The organism is Kutzneria sp. NPDC051319, assembly GCF_040682195.1.
Classification (GTDB): domain Bacteria; phylum Actinomycetota; class Actinomycetes; order Mycobacteriales; family Pseudonocardiaceae; genus Kutzneria.
This window is the reverse complement of sequence record NZ_JBFBAM010000005.1, coordinates 128,232-149,594: the sequence shown is the minus strand read 5'-3', so window position 1 is coordinate 149,594 and position 21,363 is coordinate 128,232. Positions and strand designations below refer to the sequence as shown.

26 protein-coding genes and 1 pseudogene are annotated in these 21,363 nt (G+C 71.1%); 15 read left to right on the top strand and 12 right to left on the bottom strand.

The annotated features are described in order from the left end of the window. Positions 1–25: 25 nt before the first annotated feature. The gene (locus AB0M73_RS06790) at positions 26–778 is read right to left on the bottom strand and encodes a hypothetical protein (RefSeq protein ID WP_363888029.1); all 753 of its coding nucleotides are present in this window, start codon (positions 776–778) and stop codon (positions 26–28) included. Next, complete coding sequence (locus AB0M73_RS06785; protein WP_363887800.1) at positions 673–1,491, bottom strand: hypothetical protein; 819 nt, start codon at positions 1,489–1,491, stop codon at positions 673–675. Before AB0M73_RS06785 ends, AB0M73_RS06790 begins: the two co-directional genes overlap by 106 nt. Before the next feature lie 401 nt (positions 1,492–1,892). On the opposite strand from AB0M73_RS06785, the gene AB0M73_RS06780 reads away from it, so the two are divergent. Next, positions 1,893–2,390: a TetR/AcrR family transcriptional regulator gene (locus tag AB0M73_RS06780; RefSeq protein ID WP_363887798.1), complete on the top strand. Its 498-nt coding sequence runs from the start codon at positions 1,893–1,895 to the stop codon at positions 2,388–2,390. On the opposite strand, the gene AB0M73_RS06775 is transcribed toward AB0M73_RS06780, so the two are convergent. The 3 genes from AB0M73_RS06775 to AB0M73_RS06765 all read right to left on the bottom strand — a co-directional run bounded on the left by AB0M73_RS06775 (position 2,387) and on the right by AB0M73_RS06765 (position 4,036). Continuing rightward, positions 2,387–3,040: a maleylpyruvate isomerase N-terminal domain-containing protein gene (locus AB0M73_RS06775; protein ID WP_363887797.1), complete on the bottom strand. Its 654-nt coding sequence runs from the start codon at positions 3,038–3,040 to the stop codon at positions 2,387–2,389. The two genes, AB0M73_RS06780 and AB0M73_RS06775, sit on opposite strands and share 4 nt — an antisense overlap. Positions 3,041–3,085: 45 nt before the next feature. Continuing rightward, complete coding sequence (locus AB0M73_RS06770) at positions 3,086–3,511, bottom strand: nitroreductase/quinone reductase family protein (RefSeq protein WP_363887795.1); 426 nt, start codon at positions 3,509–3,511, stop codon at positions 3,086–3,088. A gap of 69 nt (positions 3,512–3,580) precedes the next feature. Then, the gene (locus AB0M73_RS06765) at positions 3,581–4,036 is read right to left on the bottom strand and encodes a MarR family transcriptional regulator (protein ID WP_363887793.1); all 456 of its coding nucleotides are present in this window, start codon (positions 4,034–4,036) and stop codon (positions 3,581–3,583) included. Positions 4,037–4,186: 150 nt separating this feature from the next. Between AB0M73_RS06765 and AB0M73_RS06760 the strand changes: the two genes are divergently transcribed. Further along, complete coding sequence (locus AB0M73_RS06760) at positions 4,187–5,392, top strand: FAD-dependent oxidoreductase (protein WP_363887790.1); 1,206 nt, start codon at positions 4,187–4,189, stop codon at positions 5,390–5,392. Here AB0M73_RS06760 and AB0M73_RS06755 read toward each other — a convergent pair. After that, positions 5,376–6,470, bottom strand: coding sequence for an ATP-binding protein (locus tag AB0M73_RS06755; RefSeq protein ID WP_363887788.1), 1,095 nt, complete (start codon positions 6,468–6,470; stop codon positions 5,376–5,378). The genes AB0M73_RS06760 and AB0M73_RS06755 overlap by 17 nt on opposite strands. Further along, positions 6,467–7,126 (bottom strand): response regulator transcription factor, encoded by a 660-nt coding sequence (locus AB0M73_RS06750; RefSeq protein WP_363887785.1) that lies wholly within the window; start codon positions 7,124–7,126, stop codon positions 6,467–6,469. Before AB0M73_RS06750 ends, AB0M73_RS06755 begins: the two co-directional genes overlap by 4 nt. 113 nt (positions 7,127–7,239) lie before the next feature. Between AB0M73_RS06750 and AB0M73_RS06745 the strand changes: the two genes are divergently transcribed. The 4 genes from AB0M73_RS06745 to AB0M73_RS06730 are packed head-to-tail and all read left to right on the top strand — an operon-like array spanning position 7,240 to position 10,701. Continuing rightward, on the top strand, positions 7,240–7,734 hold the full coding sequence (locus tag AB0M73_RS06745) for a hypothetical protein (protein ID WP_363887782.1): 495 nt from the start codon (positions 7,240–7,242) through the stop codon (positions 7,732–7,734). Continuing rightward, positions 7,731–8,819, top strand: a complete 1,089-nt coding sequence (locus AB0M73_RS06740) for a peptidoglycan-binding protein (RefSeq protein WP_363887780.1) — start codon at positions 7,731–7,733, stop codon at positions 8,817–8,819. Before AB0M73_RS06745 ends, AB0M73_RS06740 begins: the two co-directional genes overlap by 4 nt. Beyond that, positions 8,816–9,496 carry an ABC transporter ATP-binding protein gene (locus tag AB0M73_RS06735; RefSeq protein ID WP_363887777.1) on the top strand — a complete coding sequence of 227 codons (681 nt, stop codon included), beginning with the start codon at positions 8,816–8,818 and terminating at the stop codon, positions 9,494–9,496. The genes AB0M73_RS06740 and AB0M73_RS06735 overlap by 4 nt, the downstream gene beginning before the upstream one ends. Further along, entirely contained in the window at positions 9,493–10,701 is a 1,209-nt protein-coding gene (locus AB0M73_RS06730; protein ID WP_363887775.1) for an ABC transporter permease, read from the top strand. Before AB0M73_RS06735 ends, AB0M73_RS06730 begins: the two co-directional genes overlap by 4 nt. 46 nt (positions 10,702–10,747) lie before the next feature. On the opposite strand, the pseudogene AB0M73_RS06725 reads toward AB0M73_RS06730, so the two are convergent. Beyond that, positions 10,748–11,679, bottom strand: a pseudogene (locus AB0M73_RS06725) (hydrogenase expression protein HypE). Between the two features lie 86 nt (positions 11,680–11,765). Between AB0M73_RS06725 and AB0M73_RS06720 the strand changes: the two are divergent. Then, positions 11,766–12,221 carry a helix-turn-helix transcriptional regulator gene (locus AB0M73_RS06720; RefSeq protein WP_363887774.1) on the top strand — a complete coding sequence of 152 codons (456 nt, stop codon included), beginning with the start codon at positions 11,766–11,768 and terminating at the stop codon, positions 12,219–12,221. A gap of 4 nt (positions 12,222–12,225) precedes the next feature. Here AB0M73_RS06720 and AB0M73_RS06715 read toward each other — a convergent pair whose 3' ends face one another. Together AB0M73_RS06715 and AB0M73_RS06710 are read right to left on the bottom strand one after the other, a co-directional pair. Continuing rightward, positions 12,226–13,167, bottom strand: a complete 942-nt coding sequence (locus AB0M73_RS06715; protein WP_363887772.1) for an MEDS domain-containing protein — start codon at positions 13,165–13,167, stop codon at positions 12,226–12,228. Positions 13,168–13,323: 156 nt separating this feature from the next. Beyond that, entirely contained in the window at positions 13,324–13,875 is a 552-nt protein-coding gene (locus tag AB0M73_RS06710; RefSeq protein ID WP_363887769.1) for a DUF2087 domain-containing protein, read from the bottom strand. A 54-nt stretch (positions 13,876–13,929) separates the two neighbouring features. Here AB0M73_RS06710 and AB0M73_RS06705 point away from each other — a divergent pair, with 54 nt between their 5' ends. The 4 genes from AB0M73_RS06705 (at position 13,930) to AB0M73_RS06690 (ending at position 17,660) form a co-directional block, all read left to right on the top strand. Next, complete coding sequence (locus tag AB0M73_RS06705; protein ID WP_363887766.1) at positions 13,930–14,748, top strand: class I SAM-dependent methyltransferase; 819 nt, start codon at positions 13,930–13,932, stop codon at positions 14,746–14,748. A gap of 135 nt (positions 14,749–14,883) precedes the next feature. Then, positions 14,884–15,165: a metal-sensitive transcriptional regulator gene (locus tag AB0M73_RS06700; protein ID WP_043717325.1), complete on the top strand. Its 282-nt coding sequence runs from the start codon at positions 14,884–14,886 to the stop codon at positions 15,163–15,165. A gap of 34 nt (positions 15,166–15,199) precedes the next feature. Beyond that, entirely contained in the window at positions 15,200–15,406 is a 207-nt protein-coding gene (locus AB0M73_RS06695; protein ID WP_363887763.1) for a heavy metal-associated domain-containing protein, read from the top strand. A gap of 58 nt (positions 15,407–15,464) precedes the next feature. Then, complete coding sequence (locus AB0M73_RS06690) at positions 15,465–17,660, top strand: heavy metal translocating P-type ATPase (RefSeq protein ID WP_363887760.1); 2,196 nt, start codon at positions 15,465–15,467, stop codon at positions 17,658–17,660. 70 nt (positions 17,661–17,730) lie between these two features. On the opposite strand, the gene AB0M73_RS06685 is transcribed toward AB0M73_RS06690, so the two are convergent. Beyond that, entirely contained in the window at positions 17,731–17,991 is a 261-nt protein-coding gene (locus AB0M73_RS06685) for a hypothetical protein (protein WP_363887758.1), read from the bottom strand. Here AB0M73_RS06685 and AB0M73_RS06680 point away from each other — a divergent pair. Continuing rightward, positions 17,990–18,238, top strand: coding sequence for a hypothetical protein (locus AB0M73_RS06680; RefSeq protein WP_363887755.1), 249 nt, complete (start codon positions 17,990–17,992; stop codon positions 18,236–18,238). The two genes, AB0M73_RS06685 and AB0M73_RS06680, sit on opposite strands and share 2 nt — an antisense overlap. Positions 18,239–18,264: 26 nt before the next feature. Here the strand turns inward: AB0M73_RS06680 and AB0M73_RS06675 are convergent, their stop codons facing one another. Then, a complete protein-coding gene (locus tag AB0M73_RS06675; protein WP_363887754.1) occupies positions 18,265–18,606 on the bottom strand; it encodes a hypothetical protein in 342 nt (113 codons plus the stop codon). A gap of 252 nt (positions 18,607–18,858) precedes the next feature. On the opposite strand from AB0M73_RS06675, the gene AB0M73_RS06670 reads away from it, so the two are divergent. From AB0M73_RS06670 to AB0M73_RS06660, 3 genes are all read left to right on the top strand, one after another. Further along, positions 18,859–19,371 carry a helix-turn-helix domain-containing protein gene (locus AB0M73_RS06670; RefSeq protein ID WP_363887752.1) on the top strand — a complete coding sequence of 171 codons (513 nt, stop codon included), beginning with the start codon at positions 18,859–18,861 and terminating at the stop codon, positions 19,369–19,371. Between the two features lie 67 nt (positions 19,372–19,438). Further along, entirely contained in the window at positions 19,439–20,398 is a 960-nt protein-coding gene (locus tag AB0M73_RS06665) for an LLM class flavin-dependent oxidoreductase (protein ID WP_363887750.1), read from the top strand. Between the two features lie 11 nt (positions 20,399–20,409). Next, on the top strand, positions 20,410–21,300 hold the full coding sequence (locus tag AB0M73_RS06660) for an oxygenase MpaB family protein (protein WP_363887747.1): 891 nt from the start codon (positions 20,410–20,412) through the stop codon (positions 21,298–21,300). The last annotated feature ends 63 nt before the right edge of the window (positions 21,301–21,363 follow it).

Here is a 21,363-nt window from a genome sequence, read left to right as displayed (position 1 = left end):
TCGTCCTCCGCGCGGGCGCCCGTGATCACCGCCCGCCGTCGCGGCGGGGTGCGCCCGGCCCGTCGCAGAGGTCGATCAACCGCTCCGGGTCGTCCCAGATCAGACTCACGTGCGCTCCCACATGATCGGCCGAGTCGGTACGGTGGGCTTTACCACGGATCGCGCGGACGCTCTCCCGGATTTGGTGGAGTCCGCCCCGTGTCACGAGTTCGGCGGCAGCCGCGGCGAACGCCGCCCCGCCGCCCGGTTCGCGGCACCACAGCATCACGGGAACGCCCTCGACCAGCGCGATGGTGAGCGCGTCCGGCCCGAGCGCGGCGTTCGGCTCGATGTGGTGATCCAGCAGGACCACCGCGATCTCCTCGTGCCCGGCCAACGCCGCCTGCAGCTCGTCCAGGTGCCCCTCGTGCCCATGACGGCACAGATAGCCGGTGCCGGTGAGGTTCTGCACCGCGCGCCAACGGGAACGCCAGCGGCGCAGCCACCGTCGTTCGCGCATCCGTTCCAGGCTGCGGATGGACAGCTGGTAGTGCGTGCCCAGCCGCCGCACGATGCCGCCGTCGGTCGACAGCACCCAGCGGTCGACCGGCAGGTGGACCAGTTCGCGGGGCAGGATCACCTCCAGCGCGATCGGCTCGGTCGACATCGCCCAGTCCGCCTCGGCATTGTCGATCAGCTCGGCGACGTGCCGCTCGATGTCGGCCAGGCTGCCGGCCCGGTCCTCGCCGCGCTCCGGCCGCCACGGCAGCTCGCCGGCCTGCCGCCAGTGCGACAGCACGTACCGGTTCTCGTCGACCAGATCGCGTTCCAGCTGAAGCAGCAGGTACAACCGGTCCACGGCGACCGGCGGCGGCGCGGCGGGCAGGCCGCGGTGGGATCGCATCTGCTCCCGAGCCCCATCCGGGCCGCCTGCCGGTCGGCCCACCACCGGAGCTTGGCCGCCAGGCCGTTGTCCACCCCGGCCGCCAGTTCCTCCACGAACACCAGCGTCGGCGGCACGCCGTCCGCGCGGGCGTTCTGCTGCTCCAGCCAGGACAACACGTCGACCAGCCGGGCGCGGCCCGGCGCCGGGCGGGGCGCCGCCGCGCCGAGGGCCCGCCGGCACAGCTCGTCCAGCTGGGGCAGCTCGATCCCCGACAGCAGTTCGAGCAGCTGCTCACGGTCGAAGTCGGCGACGAGGTCGAGCGGGCTCATGTCGTCGATCAGGCGGCAGGCCTTGGCCACGGCCAGCGACCCGGGCTCCAGGTCCCGCAGGGTCTCCGCGAGGGCGATCAGGCCGCCGCGCCGGTCGCCGCAGGTCTGCGCGATGCTGAACAGGTGTGCCCGGGTCTCGGGGTACTCGCGGACGTGGAATCCGTTGCCCAGCTTGTGCCGCAACAGATCCAGCACGAGGTGGCGTTCGTAGGCCGTGCGCAGGGACGAGACGTCCTGCAGCGCGTCCACGAGGAGCCGAAGGGTCGGGTTGCCGTGGTCATGGCGCTGCTCGTTCACGCTCGTCCCCTCAGGTCCGGGTCCGAAGGACCGTCAGTGTGGCAGCTGGTCCGGTGTTCGGCCACGGTTCCAGCACGCGTTTTCGCCGGAATGGCCGCACCTTCGGCGCCCGTGGACGACGGCGGGGGCTGCTGGCCGCCGAGCCGATGGTCCGAACAGGTGCACCTTGGGGATCTCGTGGCCAGTTCGTGGCCAAGGCCACGACCCTGGCCGGCGGTGATCGTCGCGGTTCCGAACAGAATTCGCCAAATCCGGCCCACACAAGGGAAACTGATCGTCCGGGTGCAAATGTGTGTCCGAACCATGCAGGCGTGTAAGGGAAATCCACGCTTCGCTACCGTTGCGGACCGTCCACTTAGGTCGGTGCGAGTAGAGGAGTTCAGGGTGAGGCGCTGGAGCTGGTGGCCGAGCGGGAGGCGCACGGCTTCACGATGGCGGAGGCGAGCCGCCGGGCCGGGGTGAGCGTGGCGGCGCCGTTCAAGCACTTCGCGAACCGGGAGGCGCTGCTGGTGGCGCTGGTGACGAAGGCCCACCGCGAGCAGGCCCGACGGTTCGCCGACGCGGTGGGCGCGGCCGAGGATCCGGTCGAACAGCTGGCCGAATTCGCTGCCGCCTATGTCCAGTTCACCGTCGACGAGCCAGCATTGTCGGAACTGATCTTCGGCGCCGGAATCGACAAGTCGGCGTATCCGGAATTGGCGGAAGCGGGGGAAAAGGTGCTGGCGGTGCTGCTGGCCCCGGCTCAGGGACTGCGCCCGGACGACCCGCTCACGCTCGTGCACACCATCGGCGCGCTGGCCCACGGCTGCGCCGCTTTCCTCCGCGAACGGGTCTTCGACACGCCGGACGCGGCAATGGCCAGCGCCCGCGCCGCCGCCCGGGCCGTGGCCGGCTGCTAACCCAACGGCAGCGGGAGCTTCGAAGCCAGGTCGCCGAGCGCGGCCCGCTCGGCCTCGGTCGCAGGACGACGGCCGGTGCCGACCCTCAGGGCATCGGCGTCCGAGAAGGAATCCGGGAACGTCACGCCGGCGATCTGTTCCAGCATCGCCCGTGCGCGGGCCAGCGACTCGGGCGGCGGCGGCGCGGCGGACGGCAGGTTCACGACGAGATCGAGGTGGTGCAGGCTCCACTCCACGACGTACGCGTCGAGGTAGTCGCCGGCGGTGATGACCTGCTCCTGCGTGCCGACCCGCAGGGCCGGATCGGCCAGCGCGGCGGCGCGGCCGGCAGCGGAGCCCACGTCGTCGAGGTGGAACTTCAGCAGCGCCGGGTCGCCGTAGGCGGCGGCGAGCCGGACGATCAGGGCGTCGAGCGGGTCCTCGCCGGTCGGCGGCTCGACCACCGACCAGTAGGTCACGGCGTTGCGGGTCGGCTCGGCGTCGACCGGGGTGGCCAGCGTGATGAGCACGTCCTGCGCGTCGATCACCAGGTGGCACACCAGGTCGCGGACCAGCCAGCCGGCGCAGCCCGAGGGCTGCTCGAAGTCGTGGTCGGTCAGGTCGGCGACGGCCCGCCGCAGCGCGGCCCAGGAGCTGGCGAAAAGATCCACGGCCGCAAGCTAACAGCGGCCGCCGCCGGACGCGACCGTTTCAGCTCAGTCCACAGTGGACACGGGCTCGAGGCGGATGATCGGGAACTTGCGGTCGGTGTGGGTCTCGTACTCCTTCGAGTCCGGCCAGTAGGCCGACCAGATCCCGTACAGGCGCTGCCATTCGGCCCCGTCCGGCCGCACGACGGTGCTGCGGGCACGCAGCGTCTCGGTGCCGACCTCGATGGTGACTTCGCCCGAACCGGCCTCGACGTTGCCGACCCACACCGGGTCGGCCGGCGCGCCGCCCATCGAGCCGCACAGCAGGTAGGCGTCGCCGTCCTTGGCCGCGACCAGCGGGTTGATCCGCTCCTGGCCGGTCTTGCGGCCGATGTGGTGCAGCAGCACCAGCCGCTTGCCTTCGAAGTGCCCGCCGACGACGCCGTCGTTGGCGCGGAAGGCATCGATGATCTCGGTGTTGAAATCGGTCATGCATCGACGTTAATGCCGAAGGGTTCAATGTTCAATGTTTGAGCACTCAAATTCAGCCGAAATAGTGGCCTAACACGTCCAACCTTGCACGAACAGCGGGTCCAGCGCCTCGTAGAGCGCCTTGACCTGCTCCGACGTCAGATGGTCGAAGATCCGCTCCCGGACCGCCCCCACGTGCCCCGGGGCGGACTCGGTGAGCTTGCGCCAGCCGTCGTCGGTCAGCGTGGCGATGACGGAGCGGCGCTGCCCCTCGGCGTGCGACCGGGTCAGCCAGCCGTTGGACTCCAGCTTGTTGGCGGCGTGCGACAGCCGCGACAGGGAGCCGTTGGTGGCGATGGCCAGGTCGCTCATCAGACGGGAACGGGTCGGCGACTCCGACAGCATGGCCAGCACGTAGTACTCGTACCGGGTGAGGCCGGCGTCGCGGCGCAGCTGGGAGTCGACCTCGGCCAGCGTGCGCTCGCTGAGGGCGTGCAGGCGCATCCACAGGGCGCGTTCGTTGTCGTCCAGCCACCGCGGATCCATGTCGCGCATGGTAACCGCTGCCGAAATACGACCATGGTTGTTGGCGCAACCGTGTCGGCACCCGATCGACTGGCAAGGGTTGACCCGAGCCGGGAATAAGACCAAGATTTGTTGGCGAAACTTCGGAGGCGTAAACAGGGAGCGGACGGCGTGGCGCAGCAGAGGTTCGTGATCGTCGGGGGCGGGCTGGCCGGCGCGAAGGCCGCGGAGTCCCTGCGCGACAAGGGGTTCGACGGGAAGATCACGCTGGTCGGCGACGAGCGGCACCTGCCGTACGAGCGGCCGCCGCTGTCCAAGGACCACCTGGCCGGCAAGGCGGATCGGGACAGCATGACCGTGCATCCGGACTCCTGGTACGCCGAGCACGACGTGACGCTGGCGCTGGGCATCGGCGTCAGCCGCATCGACCGCGACGACCACCGGGTGCAGCTGGCCGACGGCAGCGGCCACTCCTATGACAAGCTGCTGCTGGCCACCGGCGCGAGCCCCCGGCGACCGCCGATCGCCGGCGCCGGCGCGCCGGGCGTGCACTACCTGCGTCGCATCGAGGACTCGGAGTCGATCCGGGACACCTTCGCCACCGCCTCCCACCTGGTGGTGATCGGCGCCGGCTGGATCGGCCTCGAGGTCGCCGCCGCCGCGCGGCAGGCCGGGGTCGCCGTCACGGTGCTGGAGTCGGCGGAGCTGCCGCTGCTGCGCGTGCTGGGCCCGGAGGTGGCGCCGGTCTTCGCCGACCTGCACCGCGCGCACGACGTCGACCTGCGCCTCGGGGCGAACGTCGCCCAAATCGCGCCCAACGGCGTGAAGCTGGCCGACGGCACGGAGATCGCCGCCGACGCCGTCGTCGTGGGCGTCGGCGCGGCCCCCAACACCCAGCTGGCCGAGCGGGCCGGCCTGCGCGTGGACAACGGCATCCTGGTCGACGACGCGCTGCGCACCTCCGACCCGGACATCGTGGCGGCCGGCGACGTCGCCAACGCCTTCCATCCCTTGTTGGGCAAGCACACCCGGGTCGAGCACTGGGCCAATGCCCTGAGCCAGCCCCCGGTCGCCGCCGCGACGATGCTCGGCCAGCGGGCCAGCCACGAGGACCTGCCCTACTTCTTCACCGACCAGTACGACCTGGGCATGGAGTTCGTCGGCGACCCCACCGGTTACGACCGCGTGGTGTTCCGTGGCGATGTCGCCGCCCGCGAGTTCATCGCCTTCTGGCTCAAGGACAACCGGGTCCTGGCCGGCATGAACGTCAACGTCTGGGACGTCGTCGACCCGATCAAGGCCCTGATCGGCGGCAAGGCCCCGGTCGACCCGGAGGCGCTGGCCGATCCGGGGAAACCCCTCACGGCAGTCGAATAGTCACGTCCAGGCCACCGTCGGGGCGGGCCCCGGCGGTGGCGCTGCCGTTGTGGGCGAGGGCGACCGACCGCACGATGGACAGCCCGAGGCCGGAGTGCCCGGCGTCACCGGTGCGGTCGGGGGCGCCTCGACGGAACGGCTCGAACAGCGACTCCACGGTTTCGGGATCCATCCGGGGGCCGGTGTTGCGCACGACCAGGGCGTCGCCGACCTCGACGCGCACCCAGCCGCCGGGCCGGTTGTAGGTGACGGCGTTGTCGATGAGGTTGACGACAAGCCGTTCCAGCAGAACGGGATCGCCGGCGACGGTGCGCTCCACAGCGTGCACCTCAACGTCGGCAAAGGTCGCGGCGACGGTCTCCACGAGGTGGTCCAGCCGCACCGGCACCCGGCTGGACAGGCCCCGGTCGCTGCGGGCCAGCACCAGCAGCCCGTCCAGGATCCGTTCAGTGCGCTCGTTGGCCTCGACGAGCCGTGAACCCAGCAGCCGCATCTCCGGCGCCACGTCCTCGGACAGCATCGCCACGTCGATCAGGGTTCGTTGCAGGGCAAGGGGTGTGCGCAGCTCATGGGAGGCGTTGGCGACGAATCGCCGTTGGCTGTCGAAGGACCGTGACAGGCGGTCGAGCATGCCGTCGAAGGTGTCGGCCAGCTCCTTGAGCTCGTCGTCGGGGCCGGTCAGCTTGATCCGACGACCCAGGTCTTCGGCCCCGAGCCGGCGCGCGGTGGCGGTGATGTCGTGCAGCGGCCGCAGCACCCGGTACGCGATGAGCCAGCCCAGCAGCACGGCCAGCGCGGTGGTGATCAGCAACGCGGCCACCGACTGGATGAGCAGCGTGGCCAGCGTGGAGGACCGATAGGCGGCCAAGGAGTTCACGATCACCGTGTCCCACGGCCGCGCCGGCAGGATGGTCGACGGGTCGACCTCGTTGCCGCTGAGCCGCTCCGTGAACTCCGTCGGCATCGGCAGGGCGTCCCGCACCAGCAGGAAGACGATCACCAGCAGCACCGCGCCGGAAACGACAAAAAGGCCGCCGTAGAGCGCGGTGAGCCTGGCCCGCACGGACAACGGCCTCATACGCCGAACCGGTAGCCGACGCCGGCGACGGTGTCGATCAGCGGCGGGTCACCGAGTTTTCGGCGCAGCGTCATCACGGCCATTCGCACCGCATTGGTGAATGGATCGGCGTGCTCGTCCCACGCCTTTTCCAGCAGCGATTCCACGCTGACCACGGCCCCGTCGGCGCGCATCAGAACCTGGAGCACGGCGAATTCCTTGGGCGACAGCGGCAGGAATCGGCCGTCCCGCGTGGCCTGGTGCCGCGGCAGGTCGAGCACCACGCCGTCGCGCTCAAGCACGGGCGGCAGCGCGGGCCGGGACCTCCGGGCCAGCGCCTGCACCCGGGCCACCAGCTCGCTGAACGCGAACGGTTTCGTGAGGTAGTCGTCGGCTCCGAGACCGAGGCCGGCCACCCGGTCGGCCACGTCGCCGGCGGCGGTCACCATCAGCACCCGGGCCTCGCCGCCGGCGGCGACCACCGCGGCGCACACCTCGTCGCCGTGCACGTCGGGCAGATCGCGGTCGAGCACGACGACGTCGTAACCGTGCACGCCGATCCGTTCCAACGCACATTCCCCGCCATAACAAACATCGACCGCCATCGAGAACCGGCGCAGTCCCTCGGCGATCGAGTCGGCCAGCAGCCGCTCATCCTCCACCACCAGCACGCGCACGGTCCCCAGGTTAGACGAGCGCCGATAAGCACGGGATAAACGCCATCGCTTATCGGTTCCGGATCACTCGATCGGTACTACTGGAATCGTCAGAACACGACCCGAGGAGTGTTATGCCGAAACGGACCATGGTGGTCGCCGCGGTCGGGGCTGCGCTGCTGCTGGCCGGCTGCGGGCAGGCCCAGGACACCGGCAAGGTGGCCTCGCTGAACTCGTCGAACCCGACGACCAGCGGCGCGCCCAAGAAGGGCGGCTTCGAGCTCGACGACCTGCGCAAGTACACGAAGTGCCTGCGCGACCACGGCCTCGACGTCCCCGACCCGGACCCGAACGGCGGTCGGATCAAGCTCGCCCCCGACAACCCGGACGACGCCAAGGGCAAGGCCGCGATCGAGGCGTGCAAGTCGCTGGTGCCCGACAGCGGGCCGCCGCCGACGATGGACGCCGACCAGCTGGACAAGCTGCACAAGAAGGTGCAGTGCATGCGTGACCACGGCGTCCACATGGACGATCCGTCGCCGGAGAAGTCGTTGCAGATCGGCGGCCCTGGCGACGATCCGGCCAAGGTCTCGGCGGCCGCCAAGGCCTGCGGATTCGAGTTCCATTGAGCGAGCAGAGCACGCATCGACGGCGCGGGCATCGGACCCGGTGGGTGGTGGGCGCGGCGGTGCTGGTCGTGGTGCTGGGCACCGGGTCGGTGGTCGTGCTGACCAACGCCTCCGAGGCCCAGACCCCGGCCGCACCGCCGGCGCCGGCCGCCACCGCCGCCGTGGCCAAGGCCGACCTGAGCGAGCAGGAAGATGCCGGCGGCACACTGGGTTTCGGCGCCGAGACGGATGTGCCGGGGCGCAAGCCGGGCACCGTCACCTCGCTGCCGCCGGCCGGCTCGACGATCACCCAGGGCCAGACCGTGTACGGCGTGGACGCGGCCCCGGTGCCGCTGTTCTACGGCACGCTGCCGTTCTACCGGGACCTGTCGGCCGGCGTGGCCGACGGCCCGGACGTCCAGGTGCTGGAGACCAATCTCCAGCAGCTCGGTTACGGCGGATTCGGCGCGCCGGACAAGAAGTTCACCGGCGCGACCGCCGCCGCGGTGAAGAAATGGCAGAAGGCGCAAGGGCTTCCGCAGACCGGCACGTTCACGCCGGCCGACGTGGTGCTGGCCGCCGGCCCGATCCGGGTGTCGGCGGTGACCGCCACGCTGGGCGGGCCGGCCACCGGCCCGGTGCTCAAGACCACCGGCACCGACAAGGTCGTGGAGGTGCGGCTCGATGTCGCCAAGCAGAGCCTGGCCAAGGCCGGCGACCAGGTCACGGTCGAGATCAACGGCGGGTCCGGCACCGGAAAAGTCCTCGACGTGGGGCGCACCGCCGTGGCTGACAAGGACACAAACGGCCAGCCCACCGGCAAGTCGGTCATCACCGTCACGGTGAAGCTGGACGACCCGAACCTGGGTGGCGGCCTGGACAGCGCCCCGGCGACCGTGCACTTCACCAAGGCGGTGCACAAGGACGTGCTGGTGGTTCCGGTCGGTGCGCTGCTGGCGCTGGCCGAGGGCGGCTACGCCGTCGAGGTCGACGACGGCGGGACGCGGCGGCTGGTCGCGGTGAAGACGGGCTTGTTCTCCGGCGGCAAGGTCGAGGTCACGGGGTCCGGGCTGGCCGCCGGCGTCAAGGTGGTGACGACCTCGTGACCCCGGTCCTCGCCGCCGACCACGTCTCGCGCACGTATCCCGGTGGTGTGCAGGCCTTGCGTGACGTCTCACTGTCCATTCAGGAGGGTGAGATGGTCGGCATCGTCGGCCCTTCCGGCTCCGGCAAGTCCACGCTGCTCCAGCTGATGGGCACGCTGGACGCCCCGACCGCCGGGCGCATCGAGATTCGCGGGCACGACGTGGCGACGCTGCCGGACCGCACGTTGTCGGCGCTGCGCTCGGCGTGGATCGGCTTCGTGTTCCAGCAGTTCTTCCTCAGCGAGGGCGTCAGCGCGGTCGACAACGTGTGCACGGGACTGCTGTACGCCGGGGTGCCGCGGCGCAAGCGCCGGGCGAAAGCCTTGGCAGCGTTGGAGAAGGTCCGCCTCGGACACCGGGCCGAGCACTTCCCGAACGAGCTGTCCGGCGGGGAGCGGCAGCGGGTGGCGATCGCCCGGGCAGTGGTCAACGAGCCGTCGATCCTGCTGGCCGACGAGCCGACCGGCAACCTGGACACCGCCACCGGCGCGGCCGTGCTCGGCCTGCTCGGCGACCTCAGCGCGGACGGCACCTCGATCGTCGTGATCACGCACGACCGGGACATCGCCGCCGGCATGCCGCGGCGGATCGAGGTCCTGGACGGGCGGATCCAGCTGGACACCGGGGGCGTGCGGTGACCGCGCCGACGCTGCCGCAGGCCCGCCGCCTCGCCCCGCCGGACGTGATAACCCTTGGCGCACACGGCATGCGGACCCGGCCGTTACGGGCCGTGCTGTCCGCGCTGGGCATCGCGATCGGCGTGGCGGCGATGGTCGCCGTGATCGCGGTGCCCGCCTCCGCCCAGCAGGCGCTGCACGACAAACTCGCGGCGCTGGGCACCACCCTGCTGACCGCCGGGCCGGGCCAGAGTTTCACCGGCGGCACGGTGTACCTGCCGGACAACGCGGTGGCCATGGCCAAGCGGATCGGCCCGGTCACCGGGGCGAGCGCGACCGGCAAGGTGACCACGGCGACGATCCGCCGGTCGGACAAGGTCGCGTTGGGCGACACGTCCGGGGTGGCGGTGCTGGCGGCCAAGGACAACCTGCTCGGCGTGCTCGGCGGCAAGCCGCACGGCGGCTCGTTCCTCAACGGGGGCAACGAGAAGTTCCCGGTGGTCGTGCTCGGCGCGGTCGCCGCCTCCCGGCTCGGCATCGACCACGTCGACCCGGCCCACCCGACCCAGGTCTACATCGGCGGGCACTGGTTCACCGTCGCCGGCGTGCTCGACGCCATGCCGCTGGCCCCGGAGATCGAGCGGGCGGCACTCGTCGGCTGGGACGTCGCGCAGCAGCTGCTCGGCTTCGACGGCCACCCCAGCACGGTTTACGTGACGGCACAGGAATCCGCCGTCAGCGACGTGCAGGCGGTGCTCGGGGCGACCATCAATCCCAAGGCCCCCAACGAGGTCGCCGTGCAGCGCCCGTCCGACGTGCTGGCCGCGCAGGAGCTGACGCAGAGCACGTACAGCGCGCTGTTCCTCGGGCTCGGCGGCGTCGCGCTGCTGGTCGGCGGGGTCGGAGTGGCCAACACCATGGTCATCTCCGTGCTGGAGCGCCGCCGTGAGATCGGCCTGCGGCGGGCCCTCGGCGCGACCAGACGGCAGGTCCGGGGCCAGTTCCTGGCCGAATCGGTGCTGCTGGCCGGGCTCGGGGGCCTGGTCGGCGTGCTGATCGGGGTGCTCGTCACCGCCGGTTACGCGCTGTCTCAGGGCTGGCCCGCGGTGCTGCCGGTGCCGGCCCTGCTGGGCGGCGTCGCGGTGTCGGCGCTGGTCGGGGCGGTCGCCGGGGCGTATCCGGCGATGCGCGCCGCGAAGCTGCCGCCGACCCAAGCCCTCTCCTGAAAGGCCCGTGGGGGACCGGAGTTCTCGGTCCCCCACGGTGCGCCCCTCAGCGCGTGCGGATCGAGCGCAGGACCCGGATCACCGAGCCGGACAGATGTGTCGTCCGGCTGCCGCCGGCCGGCGGCTCCATGAACGGCATGAACTTGTCCGGGAAGCCGGGCATGGTGCAGCCGATGCAGATGCCGCCCACGTTGGGGCAGCCGCCGACCCCGTTGATCCAGCCCCGTTTCGCCACGTTGCACCGCACGACCTGGCCCCAGCAGCCCAGTTTCACCAGGCAGCGCGGGGATCCGTGCTGTTCGGCGTACTCGTCCTGCTCGAAGTAGCTGGCCCGGTCGCAGCCGTCGTGCACGGTCGTCTCGAACAGCCACTTCGGCCGCAGCGCCTCGTCCAGCGGCAGCTCGGGCGTGGGAGCGCCGTACTGGTAGAGCAGATGCAGCAACGTCTCGGACAGGTTGTCGGGCTGCACCGGGCAGCCAGGCACGCAGACGATTGGGATGCCGGCCCGGGATTTCCACTCCCAGCCCAGGTAGTCGGGCACGCCCATCGCCCCGGTCGGATTGCCGGCCATGGCGTGGATGCCGCCGTACGCCGCGCACGTGCCGGCCGCCAGCACGGCCCAGGCCTTGGGGGCCAGGCGATCCAGCCACTCGCTGGCGGTGATCGGCTGGCCGGTGTCGGGATCGGTGCCGAAGCCGGTCCAGTAGCCCTCGGCCTTGTTCGTCTCGTCGGCCACGGACCCTCCACGACCAGCACGAACGGGTCCAGCTCGCCGCGGGCGGCCATATGCCACCAGCGCATGAAGTCCGGGCCGCTGTCGTAGGAGAGCATCGGCCAGTGCATGGCGATGCGGGGCAGCCCGGGCAGGCCGCCGAGCACGATCTCCTCGATGCTGGGCTGGGTGGCGGCGGTCAGCGCGACGGAGTCGCCGTCGCAGCCGAGCCCGCCGTTGATCCACAGGATGTGCAGCTCGCTCATCGGCCACCTCCGGCCCGCGCAAGGATACTGGTGGAACCGGCCGCCATCGGCGAAAATCCGGGGACGGCTGGTGAGAGGCGGCAGGCGTGGAACCGATCGAGGTGCTCCCGGTCGACGTGCGCACGCGCGTGTTCGCCGCCCGACCCGGTGCGGTGCCGGAGATCCGCGAGTTCATCCGGCAGTGCGCGGCGGATGCGCCGCTGGCCGAAGCCGACGGCCGCGAGGTGTCGAACGCGGTGTTCCGGGCCATGCTGGACGCCGCCGGGCCGTCCGGCGCGATCCAGATCTCCTGCCGCACCTACCCCGACTACGTCGAGTTCGACGTGCTGCGGACGGTGGCGGAGCCGGTTCCGGTGCAGGGCACCTTCGCCGACTGGATCACCGATGTGTTGCGGCGCGAGGGAATCAGCCGGGAGACCGCGGCCCGGCAGCTGGGCGTGTCGGCCAAGACCGTGAGCCGCTGGGCCGGCGGCGAGACCGAGCCGCGGCTGCGGGAGCTGCGTCGGATCCAGGAGCGGTTCGGCGAGGTCGACCTGCGGTGACCGGTCAGGCACCGAAGGCCTCCGCGGCGCGCTGACCGGGCACGGCCAGCTCGACGGTGCAGCCGGTGGCGTCCGAGCTGACGTCCAGCCACTCGCAGATCTGGTTGGTCAGCCACAGCCCGTCGCCGTCGGCCAGTTCCTGCCCCGGCGGGCGGAAGCCGACGAACGGGTGCACGGCCAGCGGCCGGTCGCCGCGCAGGGTGCAGACCACCCGGCCGCCGGTCGGCCGCACCCACACCGACACCCGGGCGATGCCGTGCCGGAGCAGATAGGTGATCGACTCCCCCACGGCGATGCCGAACGTGGCGACGGCGTCCTCGTCCGGCAGCAGCGGGGTGGCCTTGTCCAGCACGTAGCGCCGCACGGCCCCGAGATCGCCGTCGAAACGGAAGAAGTCGCCGGCCACCGCCACCGCGCCGGTCGTCGTGTGGCTGCGGACGAAGTCGGCCGGCGCCATGAACTCCGGCGACGGCCGCCCCTCGCTGCCCGTGACGAGCTCCGGGTGGGTGCGGCGGGCGTCGTCGACGATGGCCGGCTCGACGATCCTGGTGTCGTACGGGCAGATCAGCCGGATGTCGGCGTCGGCCAGCACCACGTTGACGCCGGCCTCCATGCGCTGCCAGGCCTCGACCTCGCGGCGGGAGCGGCCGGTCCACACCGGCTCGGCGATGACCCGCACCACGGCGCCGCCGTGTTTGGCCCAGTACCGGTGGATCGCCGCTGCCCGCTGCGGCGGACGGCGGCCGAAGTACGCCGCCTCGGCGTAGTCGACGCCGTCGGCCTCCGGCCCCATCGCGTCCCGCAGCAGCTCCAGGTTGGCCGAGGTGGTGGCCACCAGCACCGGTTCGCCGCGGGCCAGGCCGTCGCGGGCGAACGGGACCGCCATCGCGACGAACTCGGCGTCGCTGCCGTACAGACAACCCTGGTGTCGTAAGCCGGGTGTCATCTCACCGTCCGATTCCGCGGGATTCCGGCCACCGAGACTACCCGCCGAACCGGACGAAAGGAATTGCGCGCGGAATCGATTTCACCTGGTCGAGTGGCCCGTCGTTCGACCGGACACTTCTGTCCGCGTCGAATTGTTTTCGGCGACAGAATTGTCCTATGAGTGGATGTCCACCGGGTGCTCGATCACCTCGTACTCGGCCGAGCCGTTGCGCCGCACGAAATGCAGGTCCACCAGCAGGCGGCGCAGCCCGGCCACGTCGTCACCGGCCTGGGCCAGGTGGTCGTTGACCTCGGCCTCGGTCAGCGTGCGGTCGTTCGGCAGCAGCGTGCACAGCACGGCCGCCATGGCGTCGAGGTCGGCCGGTCGCTTGGGCAGGGCCTCGATGCGCCCGTGCACGAGGTATCGGCGCAGGGGCGAGTCCGGCGGGATGGCCCGGGCCAGCGCCGTCGCCTCCACCACCGCCTCGGCCAGCCCACCCAGCGGCGACAGGTCGGCGATGAACTGGCCGCGCACCTTGGACAGCAGGCCTGCCTCGGTCAGGCGGCCGACCTCCTTGGCCACCACCCGCAGGTCGAAGCCCAGCTCGCCCAGCACCACCGGGGCCCGCCGCTGGTTGCGGTCGGCGATCGCGGCCAGGATGGCCAACCGGGTCGGGTTGGACAACGCCTGCAACGCGGCGGCCGCCGCACTCAACTTCGCTGACACCGCCAGCAGCGTAGCCGGGCCTCGCGGCCGCCGCCGGTCAATTACCGTGCACCCGTGCGCACCCTCCTGTCGCGGCTCCGCCGGCAACCGGAACCCGCTGCCCAGCCATCGATCCTCGACGAGTACGTGACGTCGGCGCCGTCGCCGCAGAACGCCGTGGACGTCTTCGCCGGCGAATGGTCCTCGCAGGTGCCGGGCGTCTCGGCTGGGCCCATCCCGCTGTTCGCCGACGACCGGGTGGAGTGGGCCCTTGACCAGCTCGGCGGCGTGACCGGGGCCAGCGTGCTGGAGCTGGGGCCGTTGGAGGGCGGGCACACGCACATGCTGTCCCGGGCCGGCGCGTCGTCCGTGCTGGCCATCGAGTCGCAGACCCGGGCCTACCTGAAGTGCCTGATCGCCAAGGAACTTCTCGGCATGCCGGCGGCGCGGTTCGTGCTGGGCGATTTCATGGCGTACTTGCGGGACCACGCCGACCGCTTCGACCTGGTGTTCGCCAGCGGCGTGCTCTACCACATGCGCAATCCGGTCGAGACCATCGCGCTGACCGCTCGCGCCGGTTCGCGGCTCTTCCTCTGGACCCATTACCACGACGAGGAAATCGTCCGGTCCAGCGAGTTGCTGTCGCCGCGCTTCACCACCGCCGAGACGTCGTCGCACGAGGGCTTCGAGCACACCCTGCACCGGTTCGAGTACGAGAGCGCCTTACAGCTGAAGGGTTTCTGCGGCGGCAGCGCCCCGCACAGCAACTGGTTGTCCCGCAAGGACCTGCTGGCCGCCCTGGCGCACTTCGGCTGGCAGGTGAAGGCCGTCTCCTTCGACACCCCCGATCACCCGCACGGGCCGGCGCTGGCCCTGGTCGCCACGAAGTCCTGACCGTCAACTCCTTCGGGTGATGCCGGCCGCCCAAATTCGCGTACCGCTACCCCCTAGGGGTATAAAGGAGGGACGAGCCCGCGACTCCCCCGCCCCAGGCCGCGTCGTGGGCCACCCGACCACAGGAGGACGACGATGCACGGTTACGCCGACAGCAAAGAGGCGCACCTGCGTCGCCTGCGCCGGATCGAAGGTCAGGTCCGCGGGCTTCAGCGCATGATCGACGAGGACAAGTACTGCATCGACATCCTGACGCAGATCTCCGCCGCGACCAGGGCGTTGCAGGCGGTGTCCCTGTCGCTGCTCGACGAGCACCTCCGGCACTGCGTCACCGACGCCATCGCCGAGGGCGGCGCGAGCGCCGACGAGAAGATCAAGGAGGCAGGCGACGCGATCGCCCGGCTGGTCCGCTCCTGACGTCAACTCTCATCCCCGAGGAGAAGCACACCCCATGGCCGAGAACACCTACACCGTCCAGGGCATGACCTGCGGCCACTGCGTCAGCTCGGTGACCGAGGAGGTCAGCGAGGTGAGCGGCGTGCAGAAGGTGGACGTCGACCTGGCCACCGGCCGGCTGACCGTGGTCAGCGACGGCGACGTGTCAGCGGCGGACATTCGCGCCGCCGTCGAGGAGGCCGGCTACGAGCTGGTCGGCTGACACCCCGGCCCGTCGGCGTGGAGGCGGCGGGCCACCCACTCTCCATGGAGGAGCCTCGATGACATCCGCGACCCAGCTCGCCCGGCACGAGGTCGAGCTGTCCATCGGCGGCATGACCTGCGCCTCCTGCGCGAACCGCATCGAACGCAAGCTCAACAAGGTGGACGGCGTCACCGCCACCGTCAACTACGCCACCGAGAAGGCCAAGGTCAGCTTCCCGGGCACGCTGGCGCCCGCGGACCTGGTGCAGGTCGTCGAGGCCGCCGGCTACACCGCCGAACTGCCGGCCGAGAAGCCCGCCGCTTCTGACGAACACGATCCGCTGCGGCAGCGGCTGATCGTGTCGGCCGTGCTGGCCGTGCCGGTGGTTCTGCTGTCGATGATCCCGGCGTTGCAGTTCACGAACTGGCAGTGGCTGGCGTTGACGCTGGCCAGCCCGGTCGTGGTCTGGGGCGCGCTGCCGTTCCACCGCGCCGCCTGGACGAACCTTGTGCATGGCGCGGCCACCATGGACACGCTGATCTCCATGGGCGTCGGCGCCGCCTACCTGTGGTCGCTGTACGCGTTGTTCTTCGGTGACGCCGCCATGGCGTCGACCGGCATGGCCTCGATGTCCGGCATGGACGTCTACTTCGAGGTCGCCGCCGGCGTCACCGTCTTCATCCTGGCTGGCCGGTACTTCGAGGCCCGGTCCAAGCGCCGCTCCGGGGCCGCCCTGCGTGCGCTGCTGGAGCTCGGCGCCAAGGACGTCGCCGTGCTGCGTGACGGCCGCGAGCGCCGGATTCCCTTGACAGAGCTGAGGGTCGGCGACGAGTTCGTGGTCCGTCCCGGCGAGAAGATCGCCACCGACGGCGTGATCGCCGAGGGCAGCTCGGCCGTCGACATGAGCATGCTGACCGGCGAGTCGGTGCCGGCCGAGGTGCGCAACGGCGACGCCGTGGTCGGCGCGACGGTCAACGCCGGCGGGCGGCTCGTGGTCCGTGCGACCCGGGTCGGCGGCGACACGCAGTTGGCGCAGATGGCGCGGCTGGTCGAGGACGCGCAGAACGGCAAGGCCGCCGTGCAGCGCCTGGCCGACCGGGTGTCCGCGGTGTTCGTGCCGGTGGTGATCATGCTGGCGCTGGGCACGTTGATCACCTGGCTGGCCACCGGCAACGCCGCCGAGGCCGCGTTCACCGCCGCCGTCGCGGTGCTGATCATCGCCTGCCCGTGCGCGCTGGGCCTGGCCACGCCGACCGCGTTGCTGGTGGGCACCGGTCGCGGGGCGCAGCTGGGCATCCTGATCAAGGGCCCGGAGGTGCTGGAGTCCACCCGGCGGGTGGACACGGTGGTGCTGGACAAGACCGGCACCGTCACCGAGGGCCGGATGAGCCTGGTCGACGTGCACGTGGCCGAGGGTGTCGCCGTGGAGGAGGTGCTCCGGCTGGCCGGCGCGTTGGAGCACGCCTCGGAGCACCCGATCGCCAAGGCCATCGCCGCCGGGGCGATGGACCGGGTCGGCGAGCTGCCGGCCGTCGAGGAGTTCCGCAACGAGGAAGGCCTTGGCGTGCAAGGCCTTGTCGAGGGCAAGGCGGTGCTGGTCGGCCGGGATCGGCTGCTGGCGCAGTGGGGTCTGCACCTGGACGGCTCGCTGTCGGCGGCCAAGCAGGCCGCCGAGAAGGCCGGCCGCACGGCGGTCGCGGTGGCGTGGGACGGCTCCGCGCGGGCGGTCCTGGTCGTCGCCGACACGGTGAAGCCGACCTCGGCCGAGGCCGTCGCCGGGCTGAAGTCGTTGGGGCTCAAGCCGGTTCTGCTCACGGGCGACAACGCCTCCGCCGCTCGCGCCGTCGCCGCCGAGGTCGGCATCGACGACGTCATCGCCGAGGTGCTGCCGGCCGACAAGGTCGAGGCCGTGGCCCGTCTCCAGCGCGAGGGCCGTGTGGTCGCCATGGTCGGCGACGGCGTGAACGACGCCGCCGCCCTGGCCCGCGCCGACCTGGGGCTGGCCATGGGCACCGGCGCCGACGTCGCCATCGAGGCCAGCGACCTCACCCTGGTGCGCGGCGACCTCCGGGCCGCCGTCGACGCCATCCGGTTGTCCCGCAAGACCTTGGGCACCATCCGGGGCAACCTGTTCTGGGCCTTCGCCTACAACGTGGCCGCCCTGCCCCTGGCCGCCCTCGGCCTGCTCAACCCCATGATCGCCGGCGCCGCCATGGCCTTCTCCTCCGTCTTCGTCGTCACCAACAGCCTCCGCCTCCGCCGCTTCCACTGACCCCCCGTTTATGCAGGGAAGGACGCCTTACCCTCGTTGAACGCGGGTAAGGCGTCCTTCCCTGCATCAGTCAGGCCGCGGAGATCGTCACCGCGGCGGTGTGGCGCACGTTGTCGGTCTGGAACTGGATGAACAGGCGCCAGTCGCCGGGCTGGGGCAGCATCGCCTCGAACGTGAGCTTCGACCCCGTCTTGCCCTGCGGGTGCAGGTGAGCGAAGGCGAGATTCGTCGCGTGGAACGCCGTCAAGTGCGCATCCGTGTCAAGGTACGGCTGGAGATCGGTGACCGGCCGGCCGGCCTTGCTGACGTCGACCGTGAGCTCGTGACTCATGCCGGCCATGACCTTGCCGCCCACGGTCAGGGTGAAACCACCCACCGATGTTGTCGCACCGGGCGCAGGCAAGGCGGTTTTCGTTGCATCGCCCGGGACGGTGACCGGGCGGCTCAGCACCTCATCGGGGCATGGACGGCTCGATATCGGGGTGCTGCCGCAGGCAGCGGTCAACAACCCGGCGGCGGCTACGGCCGCCAGGGCGCGCGTGATCGTGAACATGGGATTGTCTTTCCGGGTCACGTGAACAGGACGGCTCAACGCGAGCGTCCGTCAGGTCCGGGAGACACACACCACGGTCAACAGCCGGGCGCCGAACAGCGGCGGCCCACGACGACTCGGGCCGGCGACCAGCAGCGGCCGCCACAGCACCGTCAGCAGAACGGCGACGAACAGCAGCACCAGGGCCAGGATCGGCAGGTGGTCGCGGGACGGCGTGGTGAACACGCACACGCCGCCGTGGCCGGACCCCATGTCCATGCCCGTGTGGGCCACGGCCCCCATCGCCGGCATGACGGTGGAGCAGTCCTGCGCCGACAGGCCGTGCATGAGGAACACCCCGGCCAGCACGGCGAACACCGTCAGCAGCCGCGCACCCGGGTCACGCCGTCGCACATACCCCGTGCCGGTATGGGGCAGCCGATCCGGCGCACCCCTAGAGCGCCGGATCGGCCACCCTCCCCCGCGCAGCCAACTCAGGTCCGCGACGATGGCTTCGCCGCTTCAGCGAAACCGTACAGCACGAATTAGTCAGCTCGCTACGCTGAGGTGAAGTGAATCGAATGGGCCTAGCACCTGGTGACGCTGGTTCGCATGTCAACGACATGGCATGCTGGTTACGCAACGCCGACTGGGGAGAGCGGAGACATGGACAGCGAGCGCGAGCCGAACCACTCCACGCTGAGCGACCGGCTCAACCGGCTCTTCGACGTCCGCAGACCCGTGGCCGCGCCCGAGCGGGCCTACACCAACCGCGAGGTCGTGACCGCGGCCAAGGCCGCCGGCTTCGAGCTGTCCGAGTCGCACCTGTCCGAGCTGCGCCGCGGCATCAAGCAGAACCCCACGCTGCGCACCCTCCAGGCCGTCGCCTCCTTCTTCCAGGTCCAGGTCGGTTACTTCACCGACGCCGAGATCCCGGCCGAGGTCGACCGCGAGCTCACGGCGCAGGCCGCCAAGCTGGCGCAAACGCTTGCCGCCAACGAGGCCGCCCAGTCCGAGCTGCGCGCCGCCACCCAGGAGCTCCAGCAGGCCATGCGCGACTCCGGCGTCACAAAGATGGCACAGCGCGGCGCGGTCAACGCCCGCAGCGCTCGTGAGCAGGCCTCGATGATGCGTGCCCTGGCCAAGGCCCTCATCGCCGCCGACGACGAAGCCCCGTGACCGGCCGCGCGTCGCCGAGTGGCAGGCTCAGCCCGGGACGGCGACCGGCTGAGGAAGGACCACGATCATGGGCGTGCGCGTCTCCGTGCTGGACACGTCCCCGATCGTGCGCGGCAGCACCGCCCGCGAGGCGCTCCGAAACACGCTCGACCTCGCCGTTCTCGCTGACGAGCTGGGGTTTCACCGCTACTGGGTGCCCGAGCACCACAGCATGCGCGGCGTCGCCAGCTCCGCGCCCGCGGTCGTGGCCGGACGGATCGCCGCCGCCACCGAGCGGATCCGGGTCGGCGCCGGCGGGGTGCTGCTGCCCAACCACGCGCCGATCGTCGTGGCGGAGCAGTTCGGCACGCTGGAGGCCTTCCATCCCGGGCGGATCGACCTGGGCGTCGGCCGTGCCCTCGGCGGCCCCCAGCACGCCGCCGACGCCGTCCGCAGCGAGCGGGAACGGACCCTGAAGACGTTCGAGGAGCAGGTCGCCGAGCTGCTGCGGTACTTCTCGGCGGCCGGGGAACGGATCCGCGCGGTGCCGGCCGTGGGCAACGTGCCGGAGGTCTGGCTGCTCGGATCCAGCGGCCACAGCGCTGCCCTGGCCGGGACGCTCGGCCTCGGCTACGCCTACGCGCACCACCTCAAACCGGCCGACGCCGTCGACGCGCTCGGCCGGTACCACGGGCCGCGGACCCTGGTCAGCGTCTCGGCGATCGTCGCCGACACCGACGAGGAGGCCGAGTACCTGGCCGGTTCCACCCGGTTGAAGGTGCTCAGCCGGGTCCGTGGCAAGCGCATTCAGCTGCCGAGCCCGGCCGAGGCCGCCGCGTATCCGTACACCGACGACGACCGGGCGGAGATCGCCGTCCGATCGGGTGGAGTGCTGGTCGGATCGCCCGACACCGTCCGGGAGCTGTTGCAGGCTGTGCTGGCGGAGACCGGCACGACGGAGCTCATGCTGACCACGCCGGTGTACGAGCACGCGGCCCGCCGCCGCTCGTACGAGCTGGTCGGCAAGATCGCCCCGTCCTTGGGCTAGCGAAGGCGTCGATGGGGCGGTACGACCGGCTGCGCGAGTTCCGGCGGCTCGACCCGGACCGCGACTACCACCGCATCTACCGTGACATGGCGCTGCTGGAGTTCCCATGGGACATGACCATGGGCATCCAACTGGGCTTCTACCGCACCTTCGCGGTGCCGGGCATCAGCGCGCTGCTGGACCGCACCGGCCGGATGACCGGGCACACCCAGCGGCGCCTGGACAACACCGCCATCCTGCTCTTCGAGGTCATCCTGCACGGCTTCGAGCACGAGCGAGGGCTGGCCGCGGTGCGACAGATGCGGCGCGTGCACGGGGCGGCGACGCGGCAGGCCAGCACGCCGCAGCAGCCGTGGCGAATCGCCAACCACGAATTCGTCTACGTGCTGGGCACATTCGTGATTCCGGTGCTGCGTTGGCTCGACGAGTACGCGTGGCGCCCGATCTGCTGCCACGAGCGCACCGCGACGTTCCGCTTCTACCAGGAGCTGGGGCGGCTGATGGGCGTGCGGGACGTGCCGGCGACGCTGCGAGCATTCGAGGCGTGGTTCGACACGTACGAACGGGAACATTTTGCCTACACCGCGGAGAATCAGCGGCAGTGGGACGCCACCCGCACCGAGTTGACCACGCTGTTCGCGGCATGGCTGCCCCGTCCCCTCGCGGCGGCCGGCCGCCGCTTCGCCGACACGATGGCCAACGCGCTGTTGGACGACCGGGTGCGGGCGGCGCTGGGGGTCGGTCCGGTGCCCGCGTGGGCGGTCCGCGCGGGGCGGGTTGCGTTCAAGGCACGGGGTGGGGTAGTCCGCTGGCTGCCCGTCCGGAAAACCCCGCTCTACCAGGACAAACTGGTGACCCCGAGCTACCCGGACGGCTACCGGATCGAGCGGATCGGGCTCTGACCGTCCCCTGTGGACCAGCCCTTCGTCGTCAATCGGCCTTGCCGGCGTTGCGCGGTCGCTAGT

Bases quoted from the DNA above. Each gene is read 5' to 3' on its own strand.
- AB0M73_RS06770 (WP_363887795.1), bottom strand. From the start codon at position 3,511: ATGACCGATTTCAACACCGAGATCATCGATGCCTTCCGCGCCAACGAC.
- AB0M73_RS06765 (WP_363887793.1), bottom strand. From the start codon at position 4,036: ATGGATCCGCGGTGGCTGGACGACAACGAACGCGCCCTGTGGATGCGC.
- AB0M73_RS06755 (WP_363887788.1), bottom strand. From the start codon at position 6,470: ATGAGGCCGTTGTCCGTGCGGGCCAGGCTCACCGCGCTCTACGGCGGC.
- AB0M73_RS06745 (WP_363887782.1), top strand. From the start codon at position 7,240: ATGCCGAAACGGACCATGGTGGTCGCCGCGGTCGGGGCTGCGCTGCTG.
- AB0M73_RS06715 (WP_363887772.1), bottom strand. From the start codon at position 13,167: ATGACACCCGGCTTACGACACCAGGGTTGTCTGTACGGCAGCGACGCC.
- AB0M73_RS06700 (WP_043717325.1), top strand. From the start codon at position 14,884: ATGCACGGTTACGCCGACAGCAAAGAGGCGCACCTGCGTCGCCTGCGC.
- AB0M73_RS06695 (WP_363887763.1), top strand. From the start codon at position 15,200: ATGGCCGAGAACACCTACACCGTCCAGGGCATGACCTGCGGCCACTGC.
- AB0M73_RS06690 (WP_363887760.1), top strand. From the start codon at position 15,465: ATGACATCCGCGACCCAGCTCGCCCGGCACGAGGTCGAGCTGTCCATC.
- AB0M73_RS06680 (WP_363887755.1), top strand. From the start codon at position 17,990: ATGCCGGCCATGACCTTGCCGCCCACGGTCAGGGTGAAACCACCCACC.
- AB0M73_RS06685 (WP_363887758.1), bottom strand. From the start codon at position 17,991: ATGAGTCACGAGCTCACGGTCGACGTCAGCAAGGCCGGCCGGCCGGTC.
- AB0M73_RS06670 (WP_363887752.1), top strand. From the start codon at position 18,859: ATGGACAGCGAGCGCGAGCCGAACCACTCCACGCTGAGCGACCGGCTC.
- AB0M73_RS06665 (WP_363887750.1), top strand. From the start codon at position 19,439: ATGGGCGTGCGCGTCTCCGTGCTGGACACGTCCCCGATCGTGCGCGGC.
- AB0M73_RS06660 (WP_363887747.1), top strand. From the start codon at position 20,410: ATGGGGCGGTACGACCGGCTGCGCGAGTTCCGGCGGCTCGACCCGGAC.